Annotated in this window: 12 protein-coding genes; 10 read left to right on the top strand and 2 right to left on the bottom strand. The window is 61.6% G+C overall.

What is annotated here, in order from left to right; translation table 11 throughout:
- Both H8S23_RS12165 and H8S23_RS12160 read right to left on the bottom strand, forming a co-directional pair.
- Positions 1-820, bottom strand: an 820-nt coding sequence (locus H8S23_RS12165) for a transglutaminase domain-containing protein (RefSeq protein ID WP_279289085.1), incomplete at its 3' end; no start/stop codon positions are given.
- Between the two features lie 365 nt (positions 821-1,185).
- Positions 1,186-2,484, bottom strand: a complete 1,299-nt coding sequence (locus H8S23_RS12160) for a galactokinase (RefSeq protein ID WP_186888602.1) — start codon at positions 2,482-2,484, stop codon at positions 1,186-1,188.
- 218 nt (positions 2,485-2,702) lie between these two features.
- Here H8S23_RS12160 and H8S23_RS12155 point away from each other — a divergent pair, with 218 nt between their 5' ends.
- The 10 genes from H8S23_RS12155 (at position 2,703) to H8S23_RS12110 (ending at position 12,550) form a co-directional block, all read left to right on the top strand.
- Positions 2,703-3,536: an AraC family transcriptional regulator gene (locus H8S23_RS12155; RefSeq protein ID WP_341479923.1), complete on the top strand. Its 834-nt coding sequence runs from the start codon at positions 2,703-2,705 to the stop codon at positions 3,534-3,536.
- A gap of 30 nt (positions 3,537-3,566) precedes the next feature.
- A complete protein-coding gene (locus tag H8S23_RS12150) occupies positions 3,567-4,586 on the top strand; it encodes a substrate-binding domain-containing protein (protein WP_186888600.1) in 1,020 nt (339 codons plus the stop codon).
- A complete protein-coding gene (gene rlmD / locus H8S23_RS12145; protein WP_186888599.1) occupies positions 4,573-5,919 on the top strand; it encodes a 23S rRNA (uracil(1939)-C(5))-methyltransferase RlmD in 1,347 nt (448 codons plus the stop codon). The genes H8S23_RS12150 and rlmD (H8S23_RS12145) overlap by 14 nt, the downstream gene beginning before the upstream one ends.
- 154 nt (positions 5,920-6,073) lie before the next feature.
- Positions 6,074-6,655: an HNH endonuclease gene (locus H8S23_RS12140; protein WP_186888598.1), complete on the top strand. Its 582-nt coding sequence runs from the start codon at positions 6,074-6,076 to the stop codon at positions 6,653-6,655.
- A gap of 76 nt (positions 6,656-6,731) precedes the next feature.
- Positions 6,732-7,205 (top strand): LURP-one-related/scramblase family protein, encoded by a 474-nt coding sequence (locus tag H8S23_RS12135; RefSeq protein WP_186888597.1) that lies wholly within the window; start codon positions 6,732-6,734, stop codon positions 7,203-7,205.
- 3 nt (positions 7,206-7,208) lie between these two features.
- Positions 7,209-8,372 carry a 23S rRNA (uracil(1939)-C(5))-methyltransferase RlmD gene (gene rlmD, locus H8S23_RS12130; RefSeq protein ID WP_186888596.1) on the top strand — a complete coding sequence of 388 codons (1,164 nt, stop codon included), beginning with the start codon at positions 7,209-7,211 and terminating at the stop codon, positions 8,370-8,372.
- Positions 8,373-8,715: 343 nt separating this feature from the next.
- A complete protein-coding gene (locus H8S23_RS12125; RefSeq protein WP_186888595.1) occupies positions 8,716-9,123 on the top strand; it encodes a DUF3783 domain-containing protein in 408 nt (135 codons plus the stop codon).
- A complete protein-coding gene (locus H8S23_RS12120) occupies positions 9,120-10,031 on the top strand; it encodes a magnesium transporter CorA family protein (RefSeq protein ID WP_186888594.1) in 912 nt (303 codons plus the stop codon). The genes H8S23_RS12125 and H8S23_RS12120 overlap by 4 nt, the downstream gene beginning before the upstream one ends.
- A gap of 21 nt (positions 10,032-10,052) precedes the next feature.
- The gene (locus H8S23_RS12115) at positions 10,053-10,709 is read left to right on the top strand and encodes an HAD family hydrolase (RefSeq protein WP_186888593.1); all 657 of its coding nucleotides are present in this window, start codon (positions 10,053-10,055) and stop codon (positions 10,707-10,709) included.
- A gap of 254 nt (positions 10,710-10,963) precedes the next feature.
- Positions 10,964-12,550, top strand: a complete 1,587-nt coding sequence (locus H8S23_RS12110) for an amidohydrolase (RefSeq protein ID WP_186888592.1) — start codon at positions 10,964-10,966, stop codon at positions 12,548-12,550.
- Positions 12,551-12,631 lie beyond the last annotated feature (81 nt).

Here is a 12,631-nt window from a genome sequence, read left to right as displayed (position 1 = left end):
CCCCATACGCGATCAGGTTCCAGGCGTGATTTTCGACATAACTGTCCTGCTCCAGGCCCTCGTCCCGCTGCGACATCCCTGTCACCGTGGCCGCCGGGATGCCCGCATAGCTGCACAGCAGCTGAAAGGCATATGCATAGCCGTCGCAGACCGCCTGCCGCTGCACCAGCGCACCGTAGGCGGTGTGGGCCAGCCGCGCGCGCAGGGGCAGTTCCTCCCCCGGGGCCAGCGGCGCCGTATCCGATGCGGCGGTGTCGTAGTCCGTGCCGCTGATCAGCAGCTCATACAGCAGCAGCTGGCGCTCCCACGCGTCCGCGCAGTCTGCGGCCCGGGCGAGAAGATCCGACAGTTTTTGATACAGTTCCTCCTGGCAGCCGTCGGAAGCGCCCTGTTCCTCTACCGGCGAGAGCTCTACCCCCAGGCCGCTGCCGGTGCTGGTGGAATAATAGGTGCAGTTGTAGCCCCAGCTGCGGGTCAAAAACTGGGGATAGTCGCACTGCATCGCATAAAGCGCCCGGGCCACCTGTTCCTGGGTGAATGCTCCCTTGACGTAGACCGACTCCTCCTCTCCGTCGATGAGGAACTGCAGGTAGGCGCGGTAGAGCTGCCGTTCCTGCGGGGAAGTCAGCTGATCAAAGTAAAACTGCATTACCTGCGGCTCAAAAACGGTCTTGATACCGGGGTCCACATAGGGCAGATCCGCGAGGGGGGCGTCTGGAAGCCGGTCATTGCGAAAGCGCTGCAGGGACTCCGTCAGCCCGCTGCAGCCGGTAAAAAGCAGACAGACCGCAGCGATCACAGCCAAAACACGTTTTTTCATGCTTCCCTCCCCCTTTCTCTGTTGAAACGGCAGGCGCCGTCTTTTCCCTACAGGCAAAGCTTCCCTTGATTTAAAAATATATACGTCTTTGCGCCCATGCAAAGACCCCGGCAGCGCCGCTGCCCGCGGCGCCGGAAAGTGCATGGTTCAGGAATATACTGTGGTCTAGTATAACATAAACAGCCGCGTTTTTTCGACAAAAACGCGGCTGTTCTCAATTTTTACAGTTTGGTAATTTTTGTTCCGGCGCCGATAAAGCCGGCCGTCCGTGCTGCAGGGCCGGTGCGGGGACCCGCAACGAACAGCCGATGGCCCGGTGATCCACTGTTCCAAAGCCCGCGCAAAGTCTGTAAATGTGTTTCACTTTACAGACTTTTATCCACCCGCACCGCACCGTAGTTGCGCACGCTGAGGACATAGCAGCTGCCCTTGCCGAACGCCGATTCCATCGCGGCGATGTACTGCTCCAGCTTTGCAGCCGGCACAAATGCCTGGATGGTGCCCGCAAAGCCGCCGCCCTGCAGCCGCCAGGCGCCCTGCCCCGCCAGGATATGCTGGCTGAGGGCCACGCCTACGGCCACCCCCTGCTCGCGCGGGTGGCGGATGCTGTAAGCGTTCTGGTTGTATTCAAAAGAGGAGTTCCCGCCGTCGATGATCAGCGCTTTGAACCGCTCGATATCCCCGGCGCGGACCGCGTCCCGCAGCTGCCCGGCGCGGCGGGTGTCGGCGAAGAAGTGGATGGCGCGCAGCACTGCGCGGTCGCCCGCCTGCTCCCGCACCATCGGGATGGAGGCGTAGAAGTCCTCTTCGTCCACCTCCCGCAGCACCTTTTTGCCGAAGAGGGCTGCGACCTGTTCCATCTCGGCGCGGATCGCGGCATAATCGTCGGTGAGATTGGCATGGCTGCCCTTGGTGTCGGTGATGCACAGGGACAGGCCATATTTTGCAAGGTCAAAAGCGACTTCTTCCACCACGGGGTGCCCGGGGTCTTTAAAGTCGATGGTGATGGCGCTGCCCACGCTGCTGGCAGTCTGGTCCATCAGCCCGCTCGGCTTGCCGAAATACACGTTTTCCGCATACTGGCTGATCTGCGCCACCTCTACCGGCGTAAAACGGAACTGATTGAACTCCCCGTTAAAAACTGTCCCGATGACCACCTCGAACGCAGCCGAAGACGACAGGCCGCTGCCCCGCAGCACATCGCTGGTGGTGTATGCGTCAAAACCCGCCACCTGGCCCCCCAGCTGGCGGATGCGCGCCGCCACGCCGCGGATCAGCGCACTGCTGCGCCCAAACTCGCGCTCGTTCACTTTGTCGTCGCTGACGTCCACCACGTCCGCGTCGCGAAAGCCGTGGGATTTGACCCGGACAATGGTGGAATCGTTGCGGGAGACCACCGCGATGATGTCCAGGTTCACTGCCGCAGCCATGACCACGCCGTTGTTGTGGTCGGTGTGGTTGCCGCCGATCTCGGTGCGTCCCGGCGCCGAGTAAAGCTCCACCTCCCGGTCTGCGCCGTAAAGCGTTTCAAAACGCCGCACGGCAGCCGCATAGCGCGCCCTCTGGCGGGCCACCCCCGCTTCGTCCGCACAGTAAAGGGCACGGAACGCGGCGTCATAAGCGCCGTTCTCAATACTGCCGATCAGCTCTTGCGTCTTCATCATTTCAGGCTCACCTCGTTTTGCTCTGCTCCGCCGACAGTCGTTTGCCCCGCCGCGTGCGGCGAAGCGGCGCGCGCGGCCCTGTTTATTCTTTCATTATAGCAAACCGCCCCAAAGCCGTAAACCGACTTTTTTGTGATAGCACATGGACTTTTGTTGATTCTTCTGCTACAATAAATTTTGTATGAATCTTGCGGGAGGAGGAGGCTGTCTTGCCGAACGTGTACAAGCAGAGCTTCAAGCAGACCCAGACCAACAACATCGAACTTTCCATCTACAACTGCGGCCTGCAGAGCTGTGAAAAGGGGTATTCGTGGGGGCCCGGCGTGCGCGACCATTACCTGATCCACTATGTGGCAAGCGGCAGGGGCACCTACGTCGTGAGCGGCGTCACCCATGAGGTGAAAAGCGGAGACGTTTTTTTGGCCAAGCCCTCGCAGCTGATCACCTACACGGCGGACCAGGAAGACCCGTGGGAATACTACTGGGTCGGGTTCAACGGCTCCAACGCCAACCGGCTTGTGCTGCAGCTCCCCTTTGGGGCCGACGCCCCGGTGCACACCTGCAAAAACCCGGAAAAAATCAAAAAAGCGCTGTTCAACATCTTCCTTTCCCGCGGGCCGGAAAATTACAGCGAGGCCCTGATGGTGGGCTATCTCTATATTTTTCTTGCGGAACTGATGAAAGAAAACGATCGACCCGAGAGCAGGGCGCAGTCCACCAGCAGCGTCTACGTGACCAGCGCGGTCAAATTCATCCAGTTCAACTATTCCCACGAGATCACCATCGACGACATCGCCAAGGCGGTGGGCGTCTCGCGCAGCCACCTCTACCGCGTTTTTATGAGCAACATCGGCGAATCCCCCATTGATTATCTGACCAATTACCGCATCAACGAGGCGTGTTATCTGCTCAAATGCGGCAATCTTTCCATTGCGGAGATCGCCACCTCCGTGGGCTTTTTCGACCAGTTCTATTTTTCTCGCGTCTTTAAAAAAAGCAAGGGCGTGCCGCCCAGCAAATACCTCTCCAGCAAGGAGGGCAGCCAGCCGTAAGCCCGCTGCGGCCGCGGCTCTTGATCGCCTATGAAAAAGAAATTTGCGGCGCTGCTTGCCGCTTTTACCCTGTTTGGCACTTTGACCGGCTGTACGCTGCCCCAAGACCTGCGCATCCTGGGCGCCCCCAAACTGGCCGTGCTGGGCGCGCCGCCGCAGGGCGAAGCCCCCGACCTGCCCCAAAACGCGGTTTTGCAGGCCGCCTCGGACGCCGGTCTGGAAGCAGTCTCGGGCGGCAACGGCGCGGACAGCCTTGCTTCCCTTGCACAGGAGCAGCAGGTCACTGTATTCATCGTGTGCCTTGCCCGGCCGACGGACGCCGCAGCTTATCTTGAAAGCGCCCGCTCCATGGGCCTGCCCGTCATCTTTTGCGGGGAGCGTCCCCCGGATGAGGAGATGCGCAGTTACGATAAATGCTGGTATGTGGGCGGCAGCCCGGCCAAACAGGGCGAGCTGCTGGGAGAAACGCTGTTTGAAGCCTATCTTCAAGGCCGGATCCCCGACAAAAACGGCGATAAACAGGTACAGGTGCTGACGGTGACCACTGGCGCCGCACAGGACGCACGCGCCGGAGCCGCTCTGCGCATCTTTGAAAACCGGGGCATATACAGTGAATTTTTACCCGCGCTGGCCATTTCGTCCGAACTGGAGAAAAACGCGGCAAATCAGATCCTGGCGCAGCTTTCTCAGCTGCCGCAGACAGAGCTGATCCTTGCGGCAAACCCGGCGCTGGCCCGGGCTGCTGCCCAAGCTGCTCCCGGCGTGCCGGTCGCCTGTTTTGGCAGCGATGAAGATTTGGACCCGCTTCTCGATTCCGGTGCCGTACTGGCCTCCGTCGCCTTTGACCAGAAAGCGGCGGCCGGGCTTGCCGTCTCTTTTGCGCTGAACGCCGCAGAGGGCCGGGACCCGACCGACGGCACCGGAGCGCGGCTGGACGACGCGCACGCGGCGCTGGTCGGCTTTTTTGTCAACTCAGCCCCGCTCCCGCAGAGCGGGGCATCTTCTGCGGCACAGGCCGCTTTACAGGAGGGGCCGGATGACCAAGAATGAGATCATAGAGCTGGAGATCACCGCCCTTTCCAGCGACGGCAACGGGGTGGGCCGGGCCGACGGCATGGCGGTTTTTGTGCCTTTTACCGCGCCGGGAGACCGCGCTCTTGTGAAGATCGTCAAGGTACAAAAAAGTTTTGCTTTCGGCATCCTGCATCAGCTGCTCTCACCGGGGCCGGGCCGGGCCGAGCCGGACTGCCCTGTGTTTGGCCGCTGCGGCGGCTGCGCTCTCCGCCATATCAGCTATCCGGCGGAGCTTGCGGCAAAGACCGCGTTTGTGGAGGATGCGTTTCGCCGTATCGGCGGCTTTTCTTTTTCCGCCGCGCCCTGTCTGCCATCCCCGCAGGAGGAGCGCTATCGCAACAAGGCGCAGTACCCGCTGGGGGCCGACGCGCAGGGGCGGATCTTTGCCGGCTTTTTTGCGCCGCGCAGCCACCGGGTGATCCCCTGCGCGGATTGCCGCCTGCAGCCGCAGGCCCTGGGCGAGACCGCTGCTTTTCTCTGTGCCCTGTTTACGGAGTATGCCATTCCCGTATATGACGAGCTGCAGCGCACCGGCCTGCTGCGTCATCTTTATCTGCGCCGCGCCCGGGACGGCGGTATTCTGGTGTGCATCGTGGCGAACGGCCGCCGTCTGCCCCATGAAAAAGAACTGGTGCAGCGGCTGACCCGGCGCCTGCCGGAGATCAGGACCGTGGCCCTGAACGTGAATACCAAAAACACCAATGTCATCCTGGGGCCGCAGACCCGCGTCCTGTTCGGCAGCGGCGTGCTGGAAGACGTGCTCTGCGGCGTGCCGGTAACGCTCTCCCCCGCTTCTTTCTATCAGGTGAATACGCTGGGCGCCGAACAGCTCTACGAGGAGGCAAAACAGCTGGCTGCGCCGGGCCCCGGCGACCTGCTGCTCGATCTGTATTGCGGCACCGGCACCATCGGCCTGTCCATGGTGCGGGAAGTGGGACAGCTGGTGGGCGTGGAGGTCGTGCCCGCCGCGGTGGAGAGCGCAAAGCTGGCTGCACAGAAAATGGGGGCGGACAACGCGCGCTTTTTCTGCGCAGACGCCGGCGAGGCCGCCGCGCGGCTGGCGGCGGAGGGGCTGCGCCCCACGCTGGTGGTATTGGACCCGCCGCGCAGGGGCTGCGACGCCAAAACGCTGGAAGCCGTGCTCGCAATGGCGCCGGGCCGCATCGTCATGGTGAGCTGCAACGCCGCGACCGCCGCGCGGGATGCAAAGATTTTGGCCGCGGGCGGATATTGCCTGCGGGCGCTGCGCCCTGTGGACATGTTCCCCCGCACCAAACATGTGGAATGCGTAGCCCTGCTGGAAAAGTGACCCATCCCGCGGCTGAAAACACCGCAGCGGGCACGGCGGTGTGCGGCACAAGCTCCCGCCGGCCGCCGCGCGGAGAAGCTGCGGACGCCCGGACGCCGTCTTTGCATCCCAAAACGGCAGGAAGCTTTTAGATCAGGTTGGGAGGATCGTCTCTATGCCGAACAGAAAGAAGATCAAAACCACAAGAGAACAGATCGTCGCCTACTGGGCGGATCACGTGTCGGAGGCAGGGCTGAGCATCGATTTCAGCGAGGCGCAGGAGCGCTGCTGGCGCTGCGGCTGTCAGCGCAGTCTGGAGCGCTGCCACATCGTGCCGGACTCTCTGGGCGGGGCTGACACTGCCTCTAATCTCGTTCTGCTGTGCAAACGGTGTCATCTGGACAATCCCAATACTGCAGACCCCGAGATCATGTGGGACTGGCTGCACGCGTATGCAGTCCCCTTTTATGATACTTTCTGGACCATACAGGGCATGGAAGAGTATAAAAAGATCTATTCCGTCTCTTTCTCCGACGAACTGAAAGCGCGCGGGGTTACCGAGCAGGACCAGAAAGAGCTGGAGGGCATCCTGCAGCAGCAGCTCGCCAGGACCTCTTATCACTTTGGAGACCCCCATCTCAATATCGCCACCCTTGCGGGCCTTTACCGCATGACGCTCAAGGAGTTCGACCGCATGCACGGGTATGTGACGCGCCGGGAGATCAAGGCCTGCGTCGATATCCGGGATTATCTCTAAGAGAGTGCGGCGCGCCGTCTGCGGACGGCAGGGCCCGTTTTTGAGCGCCGTTCTCAGACATCAGAAAGGATTTTTTATGAGACTTCTTTTTAAGCAGCGTTTCTTTTCCTGGCTGGACAGCTATGACATCTACGATGAAAGCGGAAATGTCGTGTATACGGTGGAGGGCAAGCTCTCCTTTGGGCATTGTCTGGATATTCTGGACGCCTCCGGGCAGTATGTGGGCACGGTCAAAGAGGAGATCCTCACCTTTTTGCCCCGTTTTCGCATCTATGCCGGCGGACAGTGTCTCGGTGAGATCCGCAAGGAATTCACATTCTTCAAGCCCGCCTTTCAGCTGGACTGTAACGGCTGGCGGGTGGAGGGCGATATTTTTTCGTGGGAATACCAGATCACAGACGCCGCGGGCGAAGCTGTCGCGCATCTTTCCAAAGAGCTGCTTCATCTCACCGACACCTATGTATTGGAGTTTCCCGACCCGCAAAACGCGCTGCTGGTGCTGATGATCGCGCTGGCCATCGACGCGGCCAAATGCTCTGCGGGGGACTGACAAATGACAAAAACGCCCGATTGCCCCGCAAAAAAACAGCGCTGCGGCGGATGTCCGCTTCTGGCGCTTCCCTATGAGGAACAGCTGCGGCAAAAACAGGAACTGTCAGACCGTTTTCTCGCTCCTTTCTGCAAACCTGCTCCCATCCTGGGCATGGAAACCCCGTTCCACTACCGCAACAAGGCCATCGCCACCGTTGCGCCCGGCCCGGGGGGCAAGCCGGTCTGTGGGATCTATGAGTCCCGCACTCACCGGGTCGTGCCCGTGCGGGACTGTCTTTTGCAGGACAGCCGCATCAACGAGGTGGTGGAAGCCGCGCGCGCGGCGGCGGTCCGATGCCGGCTCAGCGCGTTTGATGAGGACCGCGGCACCGGCGTGCTGCGCCATTTTGTGGTGCGCCGCGGGGTGCACACGGGCGAAGTCTCGGTGACTGTCGTCACGCCCTCCCCCTTTTTTCCCGGCAGCCGGGATTTTGTCCGTTCTCTGCGCGCAGCCTGTCCGGATGTCACAACGATCGTGCAGAACATCAACCCGCGCCGCACCAGCGCCGTGCTCGGCAGCGCCGAAAAGGTGCTGTACGGCAAGGGATTTATCGAGGACGAACTCTGCGGCCTGCGCTTTTCCATTGCGGCGCGCGCCTTTTATCAGGTCAACCCGCTGCAGACAGAAAAGCTGTATGCCGCCGCCCTTGATTTTGCCGGTCTCACCGGGGCGGAGCGCGTCATCGACGCCTATTGCGGCATCGGCACCATCGCCCTGGCTGCGGCGGGCCGGGCAAAGGCCGTGCTGGGGGTAGAGCTCAACAGCGAAGCCGTCCGCAGCGCCCAGCGCAACGCCCGCAGAAACGAGATCAAAAACGCTGACTTCCTCTGCGGGGACGCCGGAGAATTGATGACGCGGATGGCCGAGGACGGAGAAAAAGCGGACCTCGTCTTTTTCGATCCCCCGCGGGAGGGGGCCAGCCGGACCTTTCTGGAGGCGCTGACGCGCCTGGCCCCTCCAAAAGCCGTCTATATCTCCTGCAACCCCGAAACGCAGGCGCGCGATCTTGAATATCTTGCCCATCAAGGCTATGCAGCGCGCCGTATCCAGCCCGTCGACATGTTTCCCCACACGCGTCATGTGGAGACGGTGTGCCTGCTGGTGAAGAGCAAAAAGGGTCTTTAAAACAAAGTCAAAAAGGCTTTCGCCCGCCGCCTGTTAAACAAAAGGTATGATCTTTACAGCCGTCGGAAGAATAAAACGAGTCCGCCGGCAGCTTTGGCGCCGCGATCTTCAGAGGGCGCACAGCCGCAAAAGGTCAGGGAAAGCCACAGGAGAAAACGCCGGACCCGCGGCGCTGTCCCGCGGGTCGTCCCTTTCGGGCCGCCCTGTCTCCCCCTGCAGGGCCTTGTCCCGGCGGCACCGTGGTCTGCAGGCTTCCTCTTGAGGATAAGGCCGCCATGTACCCTAAATTTTCGCTTTTTTATCCGCCCTGTTCTCAAAAAGCATCGAAAGGATCGTGAGAGGATTGAAAGCACGCATCCAGTCAGGCACTGTCCTGCTTTACGGCTATGAAAACGCCCCGGAGCGCGCGGAACTGGAACAGCTGTTCCGCAGTGAGCGCGCCACTGTCCGCTTGGCTGGGCGGGCTGCATCCGGCGAAACGCTGGGCGCCCTGCTCGGCCTGCCCGGTCACCCGCCCACCGGCGCGCCGCCAGAACAGACGCCTGAGGAAAAGGCATTGATCTTTTACGCTTTTTCCGACGCGGCGCTGGACCGGCTGCTGGATGGATTGCGCGCCCGGGGTCTTGCGGCAGGCGCGCTCAAGGCGGTGGTCACCGCGCACAACCGCGGCTGGACCCTGGCCGCGCTGCTGGCGGAGCTCTGCCGGGAAAGAGAAGAATTTTCACAGGAGCGGGGGGACGCCGCGGAATGATCTACCGCATTGAAGAGGGGCACTTTGTCCCCCTGCCGGACGGAACAGGGCGGCCGACAGGGCCGTGCTTCGGATTGTTCCCCCTTGCGCAGGCGCAGCAGGTCTTTGACAGCCTTGGCATCGGCGCGCCTTTTCTGCCCGAGCTGCTTTCCGGCAGGGCGGCAAAATTTGAGAGCCATGACGGTTTTGACCTGATCCGGCTCTCGGTGCTCAACGGCCAAAAGATCGCTCTTTCCAGCCATCCGGTGGTGTTGTACCTGTCGCAGGGGATGCTTCTGGCTTTTTCCGACAGCGAGAGGATGCGCCGGGCGCTTGCCTCCTACGCGGAAAAAGCGGATGAAGTCGCTTTCGACCGGGTGCTTTATTTTCTCTTCAAGCGCCTCACGGAGGAGGACAGCGTCCGGCTGGACGACATCGAGTCGGAGATCCTGCAGCTGGAGGACCGGCTGCTGGAGGGCGAACACACGCCGGAATGCGCGCGGCAGATCGCGGCCCTGCGCCGCAAGCTTTTCACCCTCAAAAGCTATTATGAACAGTTCTACAATCTTCTCGACGGCATCATGGAAAATGAAAACGGCCTGTTTGGGCGGGAGGCCCTGCGCTATTTTAAGATCTTTTCAGGCAAGCTGGACCGCCTGGGCCGCCACACCGGCAACCTGCGCGACTATATCACCCAGGTGCGGGAGTCCTATCAGGCCCAGGTGGACATTGAACTCAACAAGATCATGAAGCTGTTCACCGTCATCACCGCCGTGATCTCTCCCCTGACCCTGATCGCCGGCTGGTACGGCATGAATTTTTCCATGCCGGAATACCGCTGGGCCCTGGGCTATCCCGCCGTCCTCCTGCTGAGCGTGTCCGTGGTGGCCCTGTGCATTTATTACTTCAAAAAACACCGCTGGTTCTGACCTGCATGAAAGGAGCTCGGCTTGACAAAACTCACCGCTGTGGTCTGGGATTGGAACGGCACCCTGCTGGACGACGTGGACGTCTCTTACCGCACCATCAACCGGGTGCTCTCACAAAACGGTTACCCGCCCATCCCCGATCTTGCCTCCTACCGGGAAAAGTTCTGCTTTCCCATCATCCAATATTATCGCAACGCGGGCTTTGATTTTGCGCGCACCCCTTTTGAGGAGGCGGCCCGGCAATATATGGACCTGTATCACCCGGCGGCGGAACACTGTTCTTTGCAGGAGGGGGCGCAGGCCGTCCTGAACGCCCTGCAGGAGGCAGGGCTGCGGCAGATATTGCTCTCCGCTTCCCTCCAGGCCCATCTGGAAATGCAGGTCGCCCGCACCCCCATCGGCCCCTGTTTTGACCGGCTGCTGGGCATCGGCGATATCTACGCCGCCAGCAAACAGGAGCTGGCGCTCTCTTTTCTGCGGGAGAGCGGCCTGGACCCTCAGTCAGTTCTTTTTGTCGGCGACAGCGTACATGATTTTGAGGTGGCGCAGGGCTGCGGTTCTCCCTGTGTGCTGTTCAGCGGCGGCCATCAGCCCCCTGCGGTCCTGGCGGCCACCGGCAGCCCGGTGATCGCCTCGCTGTGCGAGCTGCCGCCTCTTTTGTCCTCTGTCCTCTTTTGATTTTCAGGGGCCTGGAACTCTGCACAAGGCACAGGCCGCGCCGGCTGTGTGCAGAGCGCCGCGGTCGCGGTCAGGCAGCCCGCTTTTCCCCGGCGTCCCTTTGCGTCAATACAATGCCGTTTTGCGTGTTTTGTCCCTATCGCCCAGCCGGGCCAAGGCATCGCCGGTACGGCTTTGTCCGTGCGGCCAAATACCAAATGCAGCGAAGGCTCTGAAAATCCCGTCCCGGCAAAACAGGAAAGGAAGTTTTGAATTTGGAAGATATCATCTGCTTTGGCGGCCCGATCCTCACCATGGAGCCAGGCCCCGACCCGGAGGCCGTGCTGGTGCGGGAGGGCCGTATCGAAGCCCTGGGCTCCCTGGAAAAATGCAGTGCCCTTGCCCCGCATGCACAGCGGCTGGACCTTGAAGGGCGCGCTTTGCTGCCCGCTTTTCTCGACCCTCACAGCCATATCACCTCCCTGGCCGGCACCCTGGGCCTCTGTGACCTGAGCGCCGCCCAAAGTTTTGACGAGATCGCCGCCGCGCTGCGCGCGTTTCTGGACGCCGATCTCCCCGCCCCAGGGGGCTGGGTCTGCGGTTTTGGCTACGATCACAACTTTCTGCGCGAAAAACAGCATCCCACACGCCGGCTGCTGGATCAGGTCAGCGCTGATATCCCCATCCTTATCTCCAACACAAGCGGGCACATGGGGGTGGCCAACAGCGCCGCCCTGCGGGCGATGGGGATCACCGCAGGTACGCCCGACCCCGAGGGCGGGATGATCGGCCGCGAACCCGGCGGGCGCGAGCCCAACGGCTATCTGGAGGAGACCGCCTTTACCGCCCTGGGCTCACTGGCTCCCCGCCCCACGATGCAGCAGCGCATTTCTCAGCTCTGCCGCGCAGAGGAGGTCTATCTCTCCCACGGCATCACTACCATACAGGACGGTCTGACCCGGGACGCCGACTGGGCGCTGCTGCAGGCCGCCTCGGAACAGGGCAGCCTCAGGGCGGACATTGTCAGCTATATCGACCTACAGCATTGCCGGGACCTTGCCACAGATGAGCCCCGTCTCAAACAGTACCGCGGCCGCCTCAAGCTGGGCGGCTATAAGATCTTTCTCGATGGCTCGCCCCAGGGGCGCACTGCCTGGATGAGCCGTCCCTATCTGGGCGCAGACGATGGCTATCGCGGTTACCCGGTCCACTCCGATGCGGCGGTGGAGGCCTTTATGACCGCTGCGCTGGAGGACGACACCCAGATCCTTGTCCACTGCAACGGCGACGCCGCTGCCCAGCAGATGCTGGACGCTTATGCCGCCGCTGTTAAAAAGACCGGGCGCGGCGGCATCCGGCCCGTGATGATCCACGCCCAGCTGCTGCGTGAGGACCAGCTGCCGCAGCTGGCAGAGCTGGGCATATTCGCTTCTTTTTTCGTCGCTCACACCTGGCAGTGGGGAGACGTCCACATTGAAAATTTCGGCATGCAGCGCGCCTCCCGCATCAGCCCGGCGGGCAGCGCGCTGCGGGCAGGGGTACCCTACACGTTTCATCAGGACACCCCGGTGCTGCCGCCTGATATGATCGATACGCTGTTCTGCGCCGTTAACCGGCTGACCCGCAGCGGCGTCCACCTGGATCAGAACGAGCGTGTCAGCGTTCTGGACGCGCTGCGCGGCGTGACGATCAACGCGGCGGCCCAGTACTTTGAAGAGGGAGAAAAAGGCAGTATCGCCCCCGGCAAACGGGCCGACCTGATCCTGCTCTCAGAAGATCCCCGCGCCGTGCCGGCAGAAGAGCTGCGGCGCATCCGGGTGCTGGAAACCTTCAAGGACGGCGTCTCGGTGTGGCGCGCGTAGCGCTGCCCCTTTTAAATGGCATCCGTCCCGGCACGGTTTTTGTTCTGCAAAAAATGTAAAACGTCCGCTGTTTGCCGTGCG

Origin of the sequence: Anaerofilum hominis (genome assembly GCF_014287275.1) — a bacterium.
In the GTDB taxonomy this organism is placed as follows: domain Bacteria; phylum Bacillota; class Clostridia; order Oscillospirales; family Ruminococcaceae; genus Pygmaiobacter; species Pygmaiobacter hominis.
Note: the sequence above shows the minus strand (reverse complement) of the source record. Positions and strands in the feature narration are given on the sequence as shown.

Excerpts from the sequence above, each read along its gene's own strand:
- rlmD (WP_186888596.1), top strand. The coding sequence starts at position 7,209 with ATGACAAAAACGCCCGATTGCCCCGCAAAAAAACAGCGCTGCGGCGGA.
- H8S23_RS12140 (WP_186888598.1), top strand. The coding sequence starts at position 6,074 with ATGCCGAACAGAAAGAAGATCAAAACCACAAGAGAACAGATCGTCGCC.
- rlmD (WP_186888599.1), top strand. The coding sequence starts at position 4,573 with ATGACCAAGAATGAGATCATAGAGCTGGAGATCACCGCCCTTTCCAGC.
- H8S23_RS12120 (WP_186888594.1), top strand. The coding sequence starts at position 9,120 with ATGATCTACCGCATTGAAGAGGGGCACTTTGTCCCCCTGCCGGACGGA.
- H8S23_RS12160 (WP_186888602.1), bottom strand. The coding sequence starts at position 2,484 with ATGATGAAGACGCAAGAGCTGATCGGCAGTATTGAGAACGGCGCTTAT.
- H8S23_RS12150 (WP_186888600.1), top strand. The coding sequence starts at position 3,567 with ATGAAAAAGAAATTTGCGGCGCTGCTTGCCGCTTTTACCCTGTTTGGC.
- H8S23_RS12135 (WP_186888597.1), top strand. The coding sequence starts at position 6,732 with ATGAGACTTCTTTTTAAGCAGCGTTTCTTTTCCTGGCTGGACAGCTAT.